At 62.4% G+C, this 17,533-nt stretch carries 17 protein-coding genes; 12 read left to right on the top strand and 5 right to left on the bottom strand.

Annotation, left to right across the window (positions count from 1 at the left end):
* Window positions 1–21 precede the first annotated feature (21 nt).
* From NO932_RS14270 to NO932_RS14245, 6 genes are all read left to right on the top strand, one after another.
* Window positions 22–801, top strand: a complete 780-nt coding sequence (locus tag NO932_RS14270; RefSeq protein ID WP_309207957.1) for an ABC transporter ATP-binding protein — start codon at window positions 22–24, stop codon at window positions 799–801.
* Window positions 802–804: 3 nt separating this feature from the next.
* Window positions 805–1,686 (top strand): ABC transporter permease, encoded by an 882-nt coding sequence (locus NO932_RS14265; protein WP_309207956.1) that lies wholly within the window; start codon window positions 805–807, stop codon window positions 1,684–1,686.
* Window positions 1,683–2,558 carry an ABC transporter permease gene (locus NO932_RS14260; RefSeq protein ID WP_309207955.1) on the top strand — a complete coding sequence of 292 codons (876 nt, stop codon included), beginning with the start codon at window positions 1,683–1,685 and terminating at the stop codon, window positions 2,556–2,558. The genes NO932_RS14265 and NO932_RS14260 overlap by 4 nt, the downstream gene beginning before the upstream one ends.
* A gap of 102 nt (window positions 2,559–2,660) precedes the next feature.
* Window positions 2,661–3,656: an ABC transporter substrate-binding protein gene (locus NO932_RS14255; RefSeq protein WP_309207954.1), complete on the top strand. Its 996-nt coding sequence runs from the start codon at window positions 2,661–2,663 to the stop codon at window positions 3,654–3,656.
* A gap of 199 nt (window positions 3,657–3,855) precedes the next feature.
* Window positions 3,856–4,641, top strand: a complete 786-nt coding sequence (locus NO932_RS14250) for a ThuA domain-containing protein (RefSeq protein WP_309207953.1) — start codon at window positions 3,856–3,858, stop codon at window positions 4,639–4,641.
* A 36-nt stretch (window positions 4,642–4,677) separates the two neighbouring features.
* Entirely contained in the window at window positions 4,678–5,724 is a 1,047-nt protein-coding gene (locus tag NO932_RS14245; protein WP_309207952.1) for a Gfo/Idh/MocA family oxidoreductase, read from the top strand.
* 208 nt (window positions 5,725–5,932) lie between these two features.
* Here the strand turns inward: NO932_RS14245 and NO932_RS14240 are convergent, their stop codons facing one another.
* Complete coding sequence (locus NO932_RS14240) at window positions 5,933–7,540, bottom strand: 5'-nucleotidase C-terminal domain-containing protein (RefSeq protein ID WP_309207951.1); 1,608 nt, start codon at window positions 7,538–7,540, stop codon at window positions 5,933–5,935.
* A 255-nt stretch (window positions 7,541–7,795) separates the two neighbouring features.
* Between NO932_RS14240 and NO932_RS14235 the strand changes: the two genes are divergently transcribed.
* Together NO932_RS14235 and NO932_RS14230 are read left to right on the top strand one after the other, a co-directional pair.
* The gene (locus NO932_RS14235; protein WP_309211050.1) at window positions 7,796–8,650 is read left to right on the top strand and encodes a cytochrome b/b6 domain-containing protein; all 855 of its coding nucleotides are present in this window, start codon (window positions 7,796–7,798) and stop codon (window positions 8,648–8,650) included.
* Complete coding sequence (locus NO932_RS14230) at window positions 8,647–9,435, top strand: molybdopterin-binding protein (protein ID WP_309207950.1); 789 nt, start codon at window positions 8,647–8,649, stop codon at window positions 9,433–9,435. The genes NO932_RS14235 and NO932_RS14230 overlap by 4 nt, the downstream gene beginning before the upstream one ends.
* A 153-nt stretch (window positions 9,436–9,588) precedes the next feature.
* Here NO932_RS14230 and NO932_RS14225 read toward each other — a convergent pair whose 3' ends face one another.
* The 3 genes from NO932_RS14225 to NO932_RS14215 form a co-directional block, all read right to left on the bottom strand.
* Entirely contained in the window at window positions 9,589–10,080 is a 492-nt protein-coding gene (locus NO932_RS14225) for an ureidoglycolate lyase (protein WP_309207949.1), read from the bottom strand.
* Window positions 10,077–10,904: a bifunctional allantoicase/(S)-ureidoglycine aminohydrolase gene (locus tag NO932_RS14220; RefSeq protein WP_309207948.1), complete on the bottom strand. Its 828-nt coding sequence runs from the start codon at window positions 10,902–10,904 to the stop codon at window positions 10,077–10,079. Before NO932_RS14220 ends, NO932_RS14225 begins: the two co-directional genes overlap by 4 nt.
* A gap of 1,872 nt (window positions 10,905–12,776) precedes the next feature.
* Entirely contained in the window at window positions 12,777–13,100 is a 324-nt protein-coding gene (locus NO932_RS14215; RefSeq protein ID WP_309160328.1) for a metalloregulator ArsR/SmtB family transcription factor, read from the bottom strand.
* Window positions 13,101–13,148: 48 nt separating this feature from the next.
* Here NO932_RS14215 and NO932_RS14210 point away from each other — a divergent pair, with 48 nt between their 5' ends.
* Both NO932_RS14210 and NO932_RS14205 read left to right on the top strand, forming a co-directional pair.
* Window positions 13,149–13,610: an SRPBCC family protein gene (locus NO932_RS14210; protein WP_309207947.1), complete on the top strand. Its 462-nt coding sequence runs from the start codon at window positions 13,149–13,151 to the stop codon at window positions 13,608–13,610.
* Window positions 13,607–14,071 carry an SRPBCC family protein gene (locus NO932_RS14205; RefSeq protein ID WP_309207946.1) on the top strand — a complete coding sequence of 155 codons (465 nt, stop codon included), beginning with the start codon at window positions 13,607–13,609 and terminating at the stop codon, window positions 14,069–14,071. The genes NO932_RS14210 and NO932_RS14205 overlap by 4 nt, the downstream gene beginning before the upstream one ends.
* Here the strand turns inward: NO932_RS14205 and puuE are convergent.
* On the bottom strand, window positions 14,059–15,477 hold the full coding sequence (gene puuE / locus NO932_RS14200) for an allantoinase PuuE (RefSeq protein WP_309207945.1): 1,419 nt from the start codon (window positions 15,475–15,477) through the stop codon (window positions 14,059–14,061). The two genes, NO932_RS14205 and puuE, sit on opposite strands and share 13 nt — an antisense overlap.
* A 124-nt stretch (window positions 15,478–15,601) precedes the next feature.
* Between puuE and uraH the strand changes: the two genes are divergently transcribed.
* Together uraH and xdhA are read left to right on the top strand one after the other, a co-directional pair.
* Window positions 15,602–15,976: a hydroxyisourate hydrolase gene (gene uraH, locus NO932_RS14195; RefSeq protein ID WP_309207944.1), complete on the top strand. Its 375-nt coding sequence runs from the start codon at window positions 15,602–15,604 to the stop codon at window positions 15,974–15,976.
* A gap of 3 nt (window positions 15,977–15,979) precedes the next feature.
* Window positions 15,980–17,437, top strand: coding sequence for a xanthine dehydrogenase small subunit (xdhA, locus tag NO932_RS14190; RefSeq protein ID WP_309207943.1), 1,458 nt, complete (start codon window positions 15,980–15,982; stop codon window positions 17,435–17,437).
* Window positions 17,438–17,533: the final 96 nt, after the last annotated feature.

The raw sequence follows: 17,533 nt of genomic DNA, 5'->3' as shown, positions 1-17,533 counted from the left end.
GGCGGGTGAGGGGGCCTTTCTTTGACTGAAGTCGTTTCCGCTCAAAACCTCGGCCTTACCTTCGAAACCGCCGACGGCCCCGTCCACGCGCTCTCGGACGTCGACCTCACCATTTCCAAGGGCGAGTTCGTCTCGTTCATCGGCCCCTCGGGCTGCGGGAAAACCACCTTCCTGCGGGTCATCGCCGATCTCGAACGGCCCACTTCCGGCACCATCACGGTCAACGGCACTTCGCCCGAACAGGCGCGCAAGGATCGTGCCTATGGCTATGTTTTCCAGGCCGCAGCGCTTTATCCCTGGCGCACCATCGAGCGCAACGTTGCGCTGCCGCTCGAGATCATGGGCTATTCAAGATCCGAGCAGCAGGAACGGATTGCCCGCACGCTCGCCATGGTGAACCTCTCGGGGTTCGAGAAGAAATATCCCTGGCAGCTCTCGGGCGGCATGCAGCAGCGCGCCTCGATCGCCCGCGCCCTGGCCTTCGATGCGGACCTCCTCTTGATGGACGAACCGTTCGGTGCGCTCGACGAGATCGTGCGCGATCATTTGAACGAACAGCTCCTCGACCTTTGGGCGAAAACCAACAAGACGATCTGCTTTGTCACCCACTCGATCCCCGAGGCGGTCTACCTCTCAACCAAGATCGTTGTGATGAGCCCGCGCCCCGGCCGGGTGACCGACATCATCGAATCCACCCTGCCGCGCGAGCGCCCGCTGGAGGTGCGCGAAACGCCCCAATTCCTCGAAATCGCCGCCCGCGTCCGCGAGGGATTGCGGGCCGGGCATCCGCAAGAGGAATAGGCGATGAGGCGGCTGGGCGAGAGCAGCTTGGTTCCGATCGCGGTGGTGGTCATCGCCATTGTCGCCCTGTGGTATCTCTTCGCCATCATCCTCAATACGCCCTGGCAGCAATCGGTCTATGCGCGGGGCGATGGCGCGGTGGTGCCCTTCACCCAGTTCCTGGCTGACGTATTCTCCCAACAGCGTCCGGTGCTGCCCGCTCCGCACCAGGTGGCCGTCGAGTTCTACAATTCGGTCTTTATCGCCCCTGCGAATACGCCGCGCAGCCTCATCTTCCACGCCTGGATCACGCTCTCGGCCACCGGGCTGGGCTTTCTGTTCGGCACGCTGCTCGGCATCGGGCTGGCGGTGCTGATCGTTCACAACCGGGCGATGGATCGCTCGCTCATGCCCTGGATCATCGCCAGCCAGACCATTCCCATCCTTGCCATCGCCCCGATGATCGTCGTGGTACTCAATTCGGTGGGGCTGACCGGGCTGATCCCCAAGGCGCTGATCTCGACCTATCTCTCCTTCTTCCCCGTGGTCGTGGGCATGGTCAAAGGCTTCCGCAGCCCCGAAGCCATCCATCTCGATCTGATGCGCACCTACAATGCGTCCGGCAGCCAGGTGTTCTGGAAACTGCGCTGGCCGGCGGCGGTGCCTTATCTTTTCACCTCCATGAAAGTGGGCGTCGCCGCCTCGCTGGTCGGCGCCATCGTGGGCGAACTCCCCACCGGCGCGGCGGGCGGGCTGGGCTCGCGGCTGCTGGCGGGTTCCTATTACGGCCAGACCACCCAGATCTGGGCGGCGCTTTTGATGGCGGCGGCGCTATCGGCGGCGCTGATCTTTTTGATCGGCGGCATGGAAAAGCTCACCCGGAAAGCCATGGGAGCGCCGGCATGAATACCGGCTGGATCATCACCGCACTCGCCGTCTGGCTCGCCGGCTGGGGCGTCAACGAATTCCTCGTGCACGTCCGCGCCCGCGACCGGACGACACGGACGGCGATCAACGTCGCCGTCCCGGTCATTTTCGGCGTCGTGCTGCTGGTCATTTGGGAAGGGCTGGTGCGCGGGTTCAACGTGCCCGCCGTCCTCCTGCCGCCGCCATCGGCCATCTGGGCGCGGCTTCTCGCCTCGATCCCCAACCCCATCTGGCCGGACTTTCAGCAAACGTTTTTGAAATCGGTGCTGATCGGCTATGCCATCGGCTGCGGCTCGGCCTTTCTGGTCGCCATCGCCATCGACCGCTCGCCATTCCTCAAGCGTGGGCTTTTGCCGGTGGGCAATTTCGTGTCCGCGCTGCCGCTGGTCGGCATCGCGCCCATCATGGTCATGTGGTTCGGCTTCGATTGGCAGTCGAAAGCGGCGGTGGTCGTGGTGATGACCTTCTTTCCGATGCTGGTGAACACGGTGGCCGGCCTCAACGCCACAGGAACAATCGAAAAGGACCTGATGCGCACCTATGCGGCCGGATATTGGCAAACGCTTGTCAAATTGCGCTTGCCCATGGCCTGGCCCTTCATCTTCAATGCACTCAAGATCAATTCGACCCTGGCGCTGATCGGCGCCATCGTCGCAGAATTTTTCGGCACCCCGGTAGTGGGGATGGGGTTCCGGATATCCGCGGCCATCGGACGACTGCAAGTCGATATGGTCTGGGCCGAGATCGCGGTGGCCGCGGTCGCCGGCTCGCTGTTCTACGGGGTGATCGCGCTCATCGAGCGCGCCGTCACCTTCTGGCACCCGTCGATGCGTGGGGGACGGGCGCGCTGAACGAACCGCAGACCGCGCGCGGCAAATGCGCGGCCTGCGGCCATTGAATGTGCTGGCGGAGCATGGCGCTCCGTCCGCGTTCGCTCAAAGGGGAACCACATCATGAAGTCTTTCAAGATCGCAGCCTTGGCCGGCGTATTGCTCGCCACGGCTTCGCCCGTTTTCGCGCAGGATCTTTATCCGCTCACCTTCCAGCTCAAATGGGTCAATCAGGGCCAGTTCGCCGGTTATCTGGTGGCCAAGGATCTTGGCTATTACGAAGAAGCCGGGCTCGATGTCACAATCAATCCCGGTGGTCCCGACATCGCCCCCGAGCAGGTGATCGCCGGCGGCGGCGCCGATGTCATCACCACCTGGATGGCCGCTGGTCTCGCGGCGCGCGAGCGCGGCGTGCCACTGGTCAACATCGCCCAGCCTTTCGCCGGCACGGCGCTCGAAATGGTCTGTTCGGAGGAAAGCGGGGTTACGTCCACCGACGATTTCCCGGGCAAGACGCTCGGCGTCTGGTTCTTCGGCAATGAATATCCCTTCTACGCCTGGATGGCCCAGCTTGGCCTGCCCACCGACGGCAGCCCCGAGGGCGTGGAAGTTCTGCGCCAGGCGTTCTCGGCCGATCCGCTCCTTCAGGGCCAGGCCGATTGCATCTCGGTCATGCGCTACAACGAATACAAACAGGTGCTCGACGCCGGCATTCCCGAAGACAGCCTCACCCTTTTCAACTTCGCCGACGAGGGCGTGGGCATGCTTGAAGACGGGCTCTACGTCATGGAGGACCGCCTTGAGGACCCCGAGTTCGTCGAGGCTATGGTGGCCTTTGTCGAAGCCTCCATGCGCGGCTGGGAATATGCCGAAGCCAACCCCGAAGAGGCCGCCCAGATCGTCCTCAACAACGATATGTCGGGCGCTCTGACGCTGGAAAGCCAGACTTATCAGGTCATCGAGGCCGCCGCTCTGGTTGGCGATACGCCTGCGCTCGATATCGAAGCGTATGAGCAAACCGTAGCGACGCTGCTCTCTGCCGTCTCCCCGGACAATCCGGCCATCACCGCCGAGCCCGAAGGGGCCTACACCACGGTCGTCACCGACCAGATCGAGTAGCCGGAAAACAAAATCGAGTTTGGGAAAGAGGCGGAACCTTCCGCCTCTTTTTGTGTTCGCCTGATGCATTTTGCCTCTCCCAACGGGCGCGCGAACACGATAGAGCGGTGGGGGGGAGCGCGCCGCGCCCGGAGGGCATGCAGGGCGCTAAATCCAAAACGATTTGGACGGCCATGCGGCCGGGACAGGAGAAACCAACATGACGATCAAGGCGCTCGTCTGGGGCGAGAACGTTCATGAGCAGAAAAGCGAAATCGTTGCCGGGCTCTATCCCAATGGTATGCACGCCCAGATCGCTTCCCTGCTCGAGATGGATTCCGGCATTACGGCATCCACCGCGGTGTTGCAGGACCCCGAGCACGGGCTGACCAAGGACGTTCTGGCGCAAACCGACGTGCTGATCTGGTGGGGCCATGCCGCCCATGGCGATGTCCAGGACGAGATCGTCGAGCGCGTGGCCCAGCGCGTCTGGGAAGGGATGGGGCTGATCCTTCTCCACTCGGCACATTTCTCCAAGATATTCAAGCGCCTGATGGGCACGCCCTGCGCTCTCAAATGGCGCGAGGCGGGCGAGCGCGAACGCATCTGGGTCGTCAATCCGCGCCACCCCATCGCCGAAGGGCTGCCCGAGCATTTCATCCTCGAAAACGAGGAGATGTATGGCGAGCCGTTCTCGGTGCCCGAGCCGCTCGAAACGGTCTTTATCTCCTGGTTCCAGGGCGGCGAAGTGTTCCGCTCCGGCATCACCTATCGGCGCGGCGCCGGCAATATCTTCTATTTCCGCCCCGGCCACGAAACCTATCCCACCTATCACGACGCAACGGTGGGCAAGGTGCTGCGCAACGCCGTCAAATGGGCGCATAATCCGCAGCCGGCCCTCACCACCATCAACGATGCGCCGAACGTGCCGGTGGAAAAGGCACCCGAGGCCATAAAGGAGCGTGGGCCCAAGCTGCACAAGCCGGGCGAAGAAGGCTACCGGTAACATATTCGATCATCGAGCTATCGCGGGAGGCGCAGCATGCGTCTTGTGATCCTTGGCACGGGCAACATGGCGGCCAGCCATGCGGCCCATTTCGCCGCAATCGAAGGCGTCGAGATCGTCGGCGCCATCGATACCAATTCCGAGCGTGCCTCGCGCTTCGCGCACAGCTATCAGATCCCGCGCACCTTCTCCTCACTCGATGACGCGCTCGATTGGGGCGCCTTCGACGCGGTGGCCAACGTCACGCCCGATCGCTTCCACTATCAGACGTCCATGCAGGCCATTGCCGGCGGCAAGCATGTCTTTTGCGAAAAGCCGCTGGCCACTCACTACGATCATGCCATCGAAATGGCCGAAGCCGCCGAAAGGGCAGGGCTGATCAACATGGTCAACCTCACCTATCGCAACGTGGCCGAACTGCAGAAATTCCGCCAGCTCGTCGACGAGGGCACGATCGGGGAGATAAAGCACGTCGAAGCCAGCTATCTGCAAAGCTGGCTGGTTTCGCGCGCCTGGGGCGACTGGCGAACCGATCCCACCTGGCTCTGGCGCCTGTCGACCGCCCATGGCTCGAATGGCACGCTGGGCGATATCGGGGTGCATATCCTCGATTTTGCCGTGTTCGGCATCAACTCGCCGATCGAAAACGCCTTCTGCCGCCTGCGCGCCTTCGACAAGGCGCCCGATGGGCGGATCGAGGATTATGTTCTCGACGCCAATGACAGCTTCACCATGAGCCTCGAATTCGGCTCCGGCGCCCTTGGCGTCGTCCACGCCACCCGCTGGGCGTCGGGCTATCTCAATACCCTGCGGCTGCGCGCCTATGGAGACAAGGGCGGGCTCGAGGTCCAGCACGGCATGAACGGCTCCTCGCTGCAGATCTGCGTGGGCGATGATGTGGAAATGGCCCAATGGCAGCCGGTCCAGGTCGAGCCGGTGCCTACCAATTACCACCGCTTCGCCCAAGCCGTCGCCACCGGCATCAACGGCGATCCCGGCTTCCGCTACGCCGCCGAACTCCAGAAGGTGCTCGACCTAGGCTTCGTCTCAAACGAAAAACGCCAGGAAATCGCCGTGGGCTAGCAAGCGTTATCGCGAAAGCGCCCTCCAGACCGCGATTACCCCGGAACGGGGTTGGGGACGATGGAAAGCACCACCTCAAACGCACCCTGTCATTCCGGGACTTGTTCCCGGAATTCAGCAACCGCACTCGCTATGAGCCTCGACCGTTGAGGGCAAAGGAAAAGGGCGCGTCACCGGACGCGCCCTTCTCATTTATCGATGAGAGCCTTTATTCGACAACCGTGATCCGGCCATCGGTATAGGGGGTGTATTCACCGCCCAATTCGGCGATGTAATCGGCCAGAACCTGTTCCAGCGGCGGGCCGAAGTCGTAGGGGTTGTCGCCTTCGGCAAAGGTGCCGTAGCCGTCGCCGCCGCCACGCATGTAGTTGTTGGTGGCAATGGTGTAGGTGGCTTCTTCGTCGATCGGCACCCACTCGCCGGCTTCGTCCTGCACCATCACGTCGCTGATGCGTTCACCGACGGGGTTGGCGAGGGTATAGGCGTATTGCAGCCCGGCGACCTGCGGGAAGCGGCCGGCGCCACCCTCGACATCGGAAACACCGTTTTCAAGCGCGTCGATTACGTCGGCACCCGAGATTTCGACGGTGGCCAGGGTGTTGGAGAAGGGCAGCACGGTGATGACTTCACCCATGGTGATGTCGCCGGCGTCGATGGACGCGCGCAACCCGCCGCCGTTCTGGATGGCGATATCGGCGCCCGTGGCCTCCAGCATCGCATCGGCAACCAGGTTACCCATGGTGCATTCCTCGACGCGGCAGACTTCACGGCTGCCTTCGAGCGGCTCGGTGGTCGAACCGATGACCTCTTCCATCAGGGCCAGGATCGGCTCTTCGAGTTCTGCGAGACGCGCCACATACTCTTCGTTGGGGGTGATCGAAGCATCGATCAGAATCGGATCGCCTTCGGCCGAGATCACATTGCCTTCCGCGTCCCAGGTGACGACCAGGTCGCCCAGATATTTGGCATAGGAATAGGCGGTGACGACCGGCACTTCGTTGCCGTCCGGCCCGTTGATCAGGGTGGGGTAGCCGCCGGCCGCGTTCTCGTCGGTGTTGGACAGCAGCGTGTGCGAGTGACCGCCCACGATCACGTCGATGCCCGGCACGTTGGAGGCGATTTCCAGATCGACGGTGAAGCCCACATGGGTCAGCGCGATGATCTTGTTGATGCCTTCGGCTTCGAGCGATTCCACCTGCGCGGTGAGGCTTTCGAAGACGTCCTCGAATTCCACGCCATCGCCGGGCGAAGAGGTCTCGTCGGTGTCTTCAGCCAGCGCCGAAACGAAGCCGATCTGCTCGCCGCCGATTTCCATGACATGGGTGCCCGGGATGCGGCCTTCGAGCAGCGGCTCGTTTTCCACATTGGTGTTGCCCGAAATGATCGGGAACTCCACCGCATCGAGCAGCTTGGCCAACTCTTCGGGGCCGTCGTCGAATTCGTGGTTGCCCACGGCCATCAGTTCGATGCCCAGGTCATTGGCGAATTCGGAAATGATCTCGCTGCGATACTGGGTATAGAACAGCGAACCCTGGAACTGGTCGCCCGCGTCGAGCAGCACCACGTTCTCGCCTTCGAGTTCGGCGCGCTTGTCGTCGATCGCGGTCTTCAGACGCGCGATGCCGCCGAAGCATTCCCCTGCCGCGTCGGTTTCCGCGTCGCAGTTGGAATCGGTGTCGGTGATCGGGCCGAAGCGCGAGTGGAAATCGTTGATGTGCAGGATGTTGAGCGTGAACTCGCCGTCCTGGGCGTTGGCCGGGCCGGCCAGCCCAGCGAGCAGCGCCAGCGCCGATGCGCCGAGCAGCAGATGTTTCATGTCCCTGTTCCCTTTGTCGTGTGAGACGTGCACCGCCTCTATTCCATGCATTTGCGACGGTTCGATTACAGGCCGACGCCCTGCATATGCAGGCAAGTCAAACACAGTTGACCATGGCTGAAAAGCCTGAATTTTGACCGGGTGGTCAATATATGACGATTTTGTCATGCACCAGATTGTGAGCGCAGACCTGTAACAATCGGTGGCCGAACGTCGTATGTATGATCCGGACGCGGGAGGGATATGATGAGCACTATGGAGCGAGTTGCAACGCGCGATGTCGATACCGGCGCCGAGCCCCGACCCATCGTCATCAAGCGCCAGTCGATCTGGACCCGCCTCACCCATTGGGTGTGGGTGATCTGCCTGTTCTTCCTGCTGTTGACCGGGCTGCAGATCTTCAACGCCCATCCCAGTCTCTATATCGGCCAGCAATCAGGGTTCGAATTTTCCAATTCGGTCTTTTCGATCAGCGCTCAATATAAGCCAGACGGTTCGATCGGCGGGTATACGACGATCTTCGGCAACACCTTCGAAACGACGGGCGTTTTCGGCTATTCGGGGCCGGAGGGGCAGGAGAGGGTGCGGGCCTTTCCCGCCTGGTTGACCATTCCGTCCTATCAGGATCTCGCCACCGGCCGGGTGGTGCACTTCTTCTTCGGCTGGCTTTTGGTCGCCACCATGTTCGTGTGGTTTCTCGCCAGCTTCATCAACGGCCATCTGCGCCGCGATATCATTCCCAGCGGGGCCGATATCCGGTCCCTGCCGCGCGATGTCGCCGCGCATGCGCGGCTTCGCTTCCATCACACGCGCCATTACAACGTGCTGCAGAAATTGAGCTACGGCATCGTCCTGCTCATCCTGTTTCCGCTGATCGTCCTCACCGGTCTCACCATGTCTCCGGGCATGGATGTGGCCTGGCCGTGGCTGGTCGATCTGTTCGGCGGCCGGCAGACGGCGCGCACCATCCATTTCATCGTCATGGTGCTGCTGGTGGGCTTTTTCATCATCCATATCGTCATGGTGTTGCTGGCCGGCCCCATCAACACGATGCGCTCGATGATCACCGGGCGTTACCGTATCGATCCAGAACCCGAGGCAGAGCAATGAGCCGCATCGTCCTCAACCGCCGCAAGTTTCTCACCGCCTCGGCTGCCGGCGTTGCCGGATTGGCCCTGGCCGGCTGCGACCAGTTCGACGCGGTGTTGCGTCCCGGTCATCCGGTCCGCGATACCATGGCGGCTGCCAACGAACTCACCTATACAGCCCAGCGCGCTCTCTTGGGCCGCGAGGCGCTGGCCCGCGAATTCGCCGAAAGCGAAATCCGCCAGGGCATGCGCCCCAACGGTTCGGTCGATCCCGACAGCCCCGAATATCTGTTCCTGGCCAGGAACAATTTCTTCCACTATCGCCTTCGCGTCGATGGCCTTGTGGAAACGCCGCGGGAATATTCGCTCGCCGAGCTGCGCAACATGCCCGCCCGCACCCAGATCACCCGGCACGATTGCGTCGAGGGCTGGAGCTGCATCGCCAAATGGACCGGCGTGCCCCTGGCGAGCGTTCTCGATGAGGTCAGGCCGCATTCGAATGCGCGCTACTGCGTCTTCCACTGCTTCGACTATTATGGCGGCAGCGCCACCGGCGCGCCCTATTACGAAAGCATCGACATGATCGATGCCCGCCATCCGCAAACCATCCTCGCCTACGGCATGAACGACGCCACCCTCCCGATCGCCAACGGCGCCCCGCTCCGCGTGCGGGTCGAGCGTCAGCTCGGCTACAAGATGGCCAAATATATCCGGCGCATCGAACTGGTCGAAAGCTTCGCCCAAATCCATCGCGGCAAGGGCGGATACTGGGAGGATCGGGGTTACGATTGGTATGCGGGGATCTAGGACCCGAGGCTGCCGATGGTTACCTCTCCCTTGGGGAGAGGTCGCCGCGAAGCGGCGGGTGAGGGGCCTTAAACTCAGACCGTCTTTCCGGAACTTGTCCCGGCATCCAGTACAGCGCGCCCCGCGCACAAGCGCGTAGCTGCGTCCACCCGCCTAGCCGCCGACGATAAACGGCTCCTCAAAGAAAAACTCTTCCAGGTTGACCCCGTCTCCGCCGCGATCCACCACCAGAAAGGCCCCTTCCTGCTCGAGCGGGGTCAGCACCCCGTGCCAGACATTGCGTCCGATATTGATCCCCACGCCCGGTCGGGTCAGAAAGACCAGCGGCGTCCCCGGCCGTCCACCTTCATCGGGTGCCACGATCACCAGGAACGGCCGGTCGTGCAGCGGCATGAACGCCTGCGAACCCAGTGGATGGCGTTCGACCATTTTCAAGGTCAGCGGCAGTTCATAAGGTTGGCCGCGAAAGATCGAGATCAGCGTCCGCCCGTTCTCGCCACCGATCTCCACGTTGGCGAGATCATGAAAGCGCTCGGTCATCCCGTTGTTGATCGGGTAGTGATGCGCGCCCTCTGTGGTCAGCACCTGCCCGAAGGGCGCAAAGGCGTCCGGGCTCAGCGGCGCGATGGTGATCGCCCGGCTCATGGGCTGCCCAGCTTGGCGTGGCGGTTGACGTCCTTGTAGAGTAGATAGCGGAATTTCCCCGGTCCGCCGGCATAGCAGGCCTGCGGGCAGAAGGCGCGCAGCCACATATAGTCGCCGGCCTCGACCTCCACCCAATCCTGATTCAACCGGTAAACGGCCTTGCCTTCAAGGACATAGAGCCCATGTTCCATCACATGGGTCTCGGCAAACGGGATCACCGCACCGGGCTCGAAGGTCACGATGTTGACATGCATGTCGTGGCGCAGGTCGGCCGGGTCGACGAACCGCGTCGTCGCCCATTTGCCCTCGGTTCCCGGCATGGCGATGGGCTCGATGTCATTGTCGGAGGTAACGAACGGCTCGGGCGTATCGAGCCCTTCCACCTTCTCATAGCGCTTGCGCACCCAATGAAAGCGCACCGGCTCGCTTCCCTCGTTGGTAACGCTCCAGGTGCTGGCCGGTGGAATGTAGGCATACCCTCCCGGCGCCATCCGATGCGTCGCGCCCGCGATCGTCAGCGTCAACGTACCCGAAACGAGGAACAGTACCCCCTGCGCTTCGGGGTCCGCCTCCGGCCTCTCGCTCCCGCCTCCGGGCTCTATTTCCATGATGTATTGTGAAAACGTCTCGGCAAACCCCGACAGCGGACGCGAAAGCACCCACAATCGCGTCTTGTCCCAGAAGGGCAGGGCGCTGGTCACGATATCGCGCATCACCCCCTTGGGGATCACCGCATAGGCTTCGGTGAACACCGCGCGGTCGGTCAATAGCTGGGTCTGTCCAGGGTGCCCGCCGATCGGGCTGGCATAGGTGCGGTCGGTCATGTGCGACTCTGATGTTTTTGCCTTGAGCCCGAGTGATAGCGCAGAAACGGGCAGGGGAACATGGCTGGGATGCGGCCGCCAGCACCCGGCGTCCGGCTCCGCGACCGTACAACCAACCCGAACACATGCTTCGCACCTCCGTTCTCTCCATGCTCCATCCTCCCCGTGCTCCATCCTCTTCTCGGTTCACTCTCTTGCTCCATTCCCCACCCGTGTCGCGCCGGGGCTTGACCCGGGGCAAGGTATGCGCCGCTCTCGTTTCTTTCTCATCCCCCTCGTTTTCTCGTCCCTGGATTAAGTCCGAGAACGAAGACGATGGAGAGGCTTGAGTCCACGAGCGAAAAGACTCTGGCCGTAACGCTTGCGCTAATCGCCCTTCTCCCCTTGAGGGAGAAGGTGGATCGCCCAAAGGGCGAGACGGATGAGGGGTGCGCTGAGCTTCACCAATCACCGCCGGTGCCCGTTGATATGCCGAGCCCCCTCATCCGACCGCTCCGCGGCCACCTTCTCCCACCAGGGGAGAAGGGAACGGGGGTACACACCAGCACAGCGCTCCTGGCTTCTCTCAAGAACATGCCCCAAGAGCCCCTTCTCCCCTGGTGGGAGAAGGGCTGGGGATGAGGGGGGCGCTGAGCTTGCGTCACGGCAAGAGCCGAGAACGGCGCGCATACCTTGCCCCGGGTCAAGCCCGGGGTGACACGGTGGGGGTGAGGCAGGGCGCTGCCCCGTCTCCGATCCTCTCCACGCTCCACCGTTGAGGTCTCCGGCAGCCCAACGGCTTATCCCCACCATCACCCCACCCCCAACCGTCATCCCGGCCTTGAGCCGGGATCCGGTACACTCAGCGCCTGAGCCCAAGCCGTAACGCTTCCCAAGAGCCCCTTCTCCCCTGGTGAGAAGGCCATGAGAGCGGAGCCTGCCCCTCGCGAAGGCGGGGGCTCGAATGGCAGGGGATGAGGGGGGCGCGGAGCTTGCGTCATCACAAAAGCCGAAAACGGCGCGCATACCTTGCCCGGGTCAAGCCCGGGGTGACACGGTGGGGGTGAGGCACGGCACAGCCCCGCCTCCGACCCTCAACACGCTCCACCGCCGAGGTCTCCGGCAGCCCAACGGCTTATCCCCACCATCACCCCACCACCGTCATCCCGGCCTTGAGCCGGGATCCAGTACACTCAGCGCCTGTGCCCCAGCCGCAACGCTCCCCCAAGAGCCCCCTTCTCCTCTGGTGGGAGACTTCGAACCGTCCTTTGGCCAATCGTGCCGGTGGCACGATTGGAGGTGAGAAGGCCATGAGAGCGGAGCCTGCCCCTCGCGAAGGCGGGGGCTCGAATGGCAGGGGATGAGGGGGGCGCTGAGCTGGCGTCATGGCAAGAGCCGAAAGCGGCGCGCATACCTTGCCCCGGGTCAGGCCCGGGGTGACACGCTGGGGGAGATGTCGGCGATTGCTCCCAAGGCAGGCTTTGCAAAAAACTTATCCCCGCCCCCTGCGCTTGCCCCATACTCCCTCTCACGACCCCGCACATATGGACGCAAGCGCTACGAACGTTTGGGCGGGATCGGTTCGGGTCCGTTGGGAGTCGTCCCAGCGGAGGCCCAAAGCGGACAGATGGCCGGATGTGGACAAAAGGTGTGAGCGGACCACCAATCCAATCACTCCCACGTCGAACCGGGGAAACCCGGAGGGGCAGCGGGAAATCATCGGCAACGGTGGCTTTTCCAACAACCCCCAGCCCGAGAACGCCGCCATAAGCCCAAAATCCCGAGCGCATGGGGCGATGATCGCTTCATACTAACAAATACAGCACGAGGCGTTCATCGCCCCAGGCCGTCTATCCCGTCACAACCCGAGGCCCATGGCCGTCGGAGGTTTTCTCATGCCCCAATTTCAGTCTCCAGCCGCGACATCAAACTCACCGCGTTTCGCGCGTAGTCGCCGATCCAGCGGTCATGGATGGATTTGATCGGCAGCGCGTTGAGGTGGTTCCACCGCTCGCGCCCCTCCTTGCGGGCCACGATCAATCCCGCTGCCTCAAGCACTTTCATGTGTTGCATCACTGTGCAGCGGTCGATCTCGGGAAACAGCGCAACGAGTTGCCCGGTGGTTTTCGGCTCATCCTTCAAGGCATCGAGTATCGCCCGCCGCCGCCGGTCGGCCAGTGCCTTGAAGATCTTGTCCGAATCATCGTCACTTGACATGTTATAAATTTATAACATAATGGCGAAAACGCAAGGAGAGGTGAGGAAATGGACTTCAAATTCACGGTATCGGGCCGGATATCCAAGCCGGTGCACGAGGTGTTCGAGGCGGTGGCCGATCCCAGGAAGCTCTCGGGCTATTTCACCACCGGCGGGGCCCAAGGCCGGTTGGAAACCGGCGCCACGGTCACCTGGGACTTCCACGATTTCCCCGGCGCATTCCCGGTTCATGTGGCCGAAGTGGTGCCGGATGAAAAGATCGTCCTCACCTGGGGCGCTGCGCCCGAGCCCGATGATTCAGGCGAATACGAAACCACGGTCACCATGAGTTTCGAGCCGCTCGACAATAATACCCGCACGCTCGTCTCGATCACCGAGGAAGGCTGGAAGCAGACCGAAACGGGTCTCAAATCCTCCTACGGCAATTGCGAGGGCTGGACGGGCATGCTGGCTGCCATGAAGGCTTATGTCGAACATGGCATCAATCTGCGCGAAGGCTTTTACAAATGACCGGTACCGTCACAGCGGTCGCACGGCACACGTTCGTCACTCTCGCGCCCGAGCAGGTCTATGATTCCTGGCTCGACTCGGCAAAGGTGCGCGCCTGGGGGGATCGCAATCTCAAGGAACGCGATCCGTCCTCCGCCGTGACCCGGATCAAGATCGATCCCAGGGTCGGCGGGCGGTTTCTCTTCGCAGATGTCCGTGACGGAGAAGAAACCGAGACCTGGGGGTATTACCGCGCCCTGGAACGGCCGAACCGGCTCGTCTTCACCTGGTTCACCTCGCCCGAGGAGGAAGAGGAGGACAATTCCACGGTGACCCTTGAAATCACCCCGGAAGGGAGCGGTTGCGTCGCCACCATGAGTCACGAAATGGGCGCGGAATGGGCCGATTACATCGAGCAAACGGCCAACGCATGGAAGGGCATGCTCCGGTCGATCGAGCAGGCGGTCGGTCAGCCGGCGTAAAGCGCCTCGATCCGCAGCTGCGCTATGCGTTCCACCTGCGCGCAGGCGGTGGCGAATTCGGTATCGCGATCGTTCTCGATCCGCCGCCGGAACGCCTCCATGATCGAGGCCTTGGTGTTGTCGCGCACCGCAATGATGAAGGGAAAGTCGAATTTTTCGACATACCGCGTATTGAGTTCAGTGAAGGTTTCCCGCTCCTCGTCGGTCAGCGCGTCCAGCCCCGCCGAGGCCTGCTCCGCCGTCGAACTCTCCGTCAGGCGTTTGGCCGCCGCGAGTTTTCCCGCAAGATCGGGATGGGCGCGCAACACGTTCAGCCGCTCGTCCTCCGATGCCATGCGGAATTGATTGCGCAACGCGAAATGGATGCCGAACGGGGTATCGTTGACCGGTCCCAACTCCGCCTCGAACGCCCGCTGGGCGATGAACGGAGAATGCTCGAAAACGCCGTCGAAGGTCGCCATGAACGTCTCGGCGTCCATTTGCGAGGGCACCAGCCTTGCCGGCTGATACGGGTGCCTTTCCGCCCAATGCCGCGCAATATCGATCCTCTTGGCCACCCAGACCTTCTCGAACCCTCCAATATATTCGACAAACCGCCTCAGCCCCTCGAACCGCCCCGGCTGACCCACCAGCCGGCAGTGCAGCCCGATCGACATCATCTTGGGCGCGCCGTCCTCCCCTTCACGATAGAGGCAGTCGAACGTGTCCTTGAGGTGGGAAAAGAACTCCTCGCCATTGGCAAATCCCGAGGCCGTGACGAACCGCATGTCATTATTGGCCAGCGTGTAGGGGATGATGAGCTGGACTTTGGCGTTGTGGACCCGCCAATAGGGGAGATCATCGTCATAGGTGTCGGAGACATAGGCAAACCCGCCTTCCTCGGAAACCAGGTCCACCGTGTTGAGCGAGCACCGCCCCGTATACCACCCCAGCGGCCGCGAGCCAGTCGCCACCGCATGCAGCCGCACCGCCTCGGCGATCTGGGCTGCCTCCTCCTCTCGCGCCATGTCCTTGTGCTCGACCCATTTGAGCCCGTGGGAGGCGATCTCCCAATCGGCGTCGAGCATGGCCTGCACCTGCTCGGGAGCCCGCATCAACGCGGTCGCGACGCCATAGACGGTGACCGGCAATCCGTTTTCGGTAAACAGCCGATGCAGCCGCCAGAACCCCGCCCGTGCGCCGTATTCGTACATGGATTCGATGTTCCAGTGCCGCAGCCCAGCCCAGGGCGTGGCGCCGATCACGTCGGCCAGAAATGCTTCCGAGCCCTGGTCGCCATGAAGGACATTGTTCTCCCCGCCTTCCTCGTAGTTGAGCACGAACTGTACCGCCACATTGGCGCCCCCCGGCCAGTCGGCGTGGGGCGGATTGGGACCATAGCCTCTGAGATCGCGGGGGTAACGCATGGGAGCTCCAGCAAGAAAAGAGGATCACACCTTAGACTCGAATTTTTCGACCATGTGGTAAAAAATTCCGATCCCGCCCCCTTTCGCCTGCCGATTTTTGGGTTGATAGTCGAAAGGATATCCAATGGCGCTTGGAGCTTTGATGACTGGAACAGGACGGCTCACCACCCACGTGCTCGACACTGCCAACGGCCATCCCGCCCGTGGCATGACCATCGATTTCTACCGCGTGGACGGCGAGGAGGCGATTTTCGAAACCTCGGTCATCACCAATGACGACGGGCGATGCGACGGACCGCTCCTCCAGGGCGAGCAATTGGCCGCAGGGGCCTATCGGCTCTGCTTCCATGTTGGCGATTATTTCAGCCGCATCAACGGCATGCCCGTTACCTTCCTCGACGTGGTCGCCGTCGATTTCCGGGTGAGCGATCCCGCAGCGCATTACCATGTGCCGCTGCTCGTCTCGCCCTTTGGCTATTCGACCTATCGCGGGAGCTGACCCTTGGACCCGCGCGCGGCGATCCGCTTCTATCTCAATGACGATCTGGTCGAACTCACCGATATCGCCCCGGATCGGACATTGCTCGATTTCCTGCGTCTCGACCGCACATTGAGAGGCACCAAAGAAGGCTGCGCCGAGGGCGATTGCGGCGCCTGCACGGTGCTGATCGGGGAGCGGGAGGGCGACAGCGTACGCTATCAGGCCGCCAATGCGTGCATCGGCCTGGTCACCATGCTGGACGGCAAGCATGTGGTGACCATCGAGCATCTGAAAGGCCGCGACGGCGCGCTGCATCCGGTGCAGCAGGCGATGGTCGATTACCACGGCAGCCAGTGCGGCTTCTGCACGCCGGGGTTCGTGATGAGCCTTTACGGGCTATGGCTCACCAATCCCAATCCGTCGGTGCCCGAGATCGAAAAGGCGCTACAGGGCAATCTCTGCCGCTGCACCGGCTATGCGCCCATCGTGCGCGCAGTCCAGGCGGTTTCAAATTACGGCAGCGCGCTCGAAGACGCGCTCAACACCGAACGCGCCAAGATCTTGGAAAAGCTGGCGGCGCTCAATGACGGCCGCCGCGTGGTGGTCGAGAGCTCGCGCGGCAAAACCATCATCCCGGCCGATGTGGACGATCTCGCCGCAGTACTCGAGGAAACACCCGAGGCCACCATCGTTGCCGGCGCTACCGATGTGGGCCTCTGGGTCACAAAATTCATGCGCGACATCGCCCCGGTGGTGATCATCGGCCATCTGATGCGCGAGATCGGCATCGAACCTTCCCGCATCGTCTTCGGAGCGGGAGTGAGCTACTCGCGCGCGTTCAGAACCATTGCCGAGCACATTCCGCAGATGGCCGGGCTTTTCGACCGCATCGGTGGCGCGCAGGTGCGCAACATGGGCACCATCGGCGGCAACATCGCAAATGGCTCGCCCATCGGCGACACCCCGCCGCCGCTGATCGCGCTGGGTGCCGAGGTGACCTTGCGCAAGGGCGATGCGCGCCGCGTGGTGAAGCTTGAGGATTTCTTCATCGCCTATGGCCAACAGGATCGGGAAAAGGGCGAGTTCGTCGAGGCGATCTCTGTCTCCCTGCCGAAAGAAAATCAACTCTTTGCCGTTCACAAGGTCACCAAGCGGCGCGATGAGGACATCACCGCCACCCTTGGTGCTTTCCGAGTGAAGGTGATCGAAGGCACCGTGGCCGAGGCTACCATCGCCTATGGCGGAATGGCGGGAACACCCCAGCGCGCGCGGGCTGTCGAGGCAGCGCTGGTCGGCAGGCCCTGGACCATGGAGAGCATCGAAGCGGCTGTCGAAAAATTCGAGGCCGATTTCACCCCACTCACCGATTGGCGCGCCAGCGCCGAATACCGGATGCTGGCCGCCAAGAACCTTTTGAAGCGCTTCTATCTCGAAACCAGCGAAGGGCCAGCGCATATCGTGCGGTATGAGGTGGCGTGATGGACCAGCACGACCTGCTGCGTTTGCCGAAGCTCAGCGCACCCCTCACCCCCAGCCCCTCTCCCTCAGGGGGAGAGGGGGGCTCATTTGGCAGCG

The sequence above is a fragment of the Pelagibacterium sp. 26DY04 genome (genome assembly GCF_031202305.1).
Lineage (GTDB): Bacteria > Pseudomonadota > Alphaproteobacteria > Rhizobiales > Devosiaceae > Pelagibacterium.
This window is presented reverse-complemented; position numbering and strand designations above follow the sequence as displayed.

Coding starts and splice junctions, on each gene's coding strand:
- NO932_RS14240 (WP_309207951.1), bottom strand. CDS start 7,540: ATGAAACATCTGCTGCTCGGCGCATCGGCGCTGGCGCTGCTCGCTGGG.
- NO932_RS14235 (WP_309211050.1), top strand. CDS start 7,796: ATGGAGCGAGTTGCAACGCGCGATGTCGATACCGGCGCCGAGCCCCGA.
- NO932_RS14225 (WP_309207949.1), bottom strand. CDS start 10,080: ATGAGCCGGGCGATCACCATCGCGCCGCTGAGCCCGGACGCCTTTGCG.
- uraH (WP_309207944.1), top strand. CDS start 15,602: ATGGCGCTTGGAGCTTTGATGACTGGAACAGGACGGCTCACCACCCAC.
- NO932_RS14255 (WP_309207954.1), top strand. CDS start 2,661: ATGAAGTCTTTCAAGATCGCAGCCTTGGCCGGCGTATTGCTCGCCACG.
- NO932_RS14205 (WP_309207946.1), top strand. CDS start 13,607: ATGACCGGTACCGTCACAGCGGTCGCACGGCACACGTTCGTCACTCTC.
- NO932_RS14230 (WP_309207950.1), top strand. CDS start 8,647: ATGAGCCGCATCGTCCTCAACCGCCGCAAGTTTCTCACCGCCTCGGCT.
- NO932_RS14250 (WP_309207953.1), top strand. CDS start 3,856: ATGACGATCAAGGCGCTCGTCTGGGGCGAGAACGTTCATGAGCAGAAA.
- NO932_RS14210 (WP_309207947.1), top strand. CDS start 13,149: ATGGACTTCAAATTCACGGTATCGGGCCGGATATCCAAGCCGGTGCAC.
- puuE (WP_309207945.1), bottom strand. CDS start 15,477: ATGCGTTACCCCCGCGATCTCAGAGGCTATGGTCCCAATCCGCCCCAC.
- NO932_RS14215 (WP_309160328.1), bottom strand. CDS start 13,100: ATGTCAAGTGACGATGATTCGGACAAGATCTTCAAGGCACTGGCCGAC.
- NO932_RS14260 (WP_309207955.1), top strand. CDS start 1,683: ATGAATACCGGCTGGATCATCACCGCACTCGCCGTCTGGCTCGCCGGC.
- NO932_RS14245 (WP_309207952.1), top strand. CDS start 4,678: ATGCGTCTTGTGATCCTTGGCACGGGCAACATGGCGGCCAGCCATGCG.
- NO932_RS14265 (WP_309207956.1), top strand. CDS start 805: ATGAGGCGGCTGGGCGAGAGCAGCTTGGTTCCGATCGCGGTGGTGGTC.
- NO932_RS14220 (WP_309207948.1), bottom strand. CDS start 10,904: ATGACCGACCGCACCTATGCCAGCCCGATCGGCGGGCACCCTGGACAG.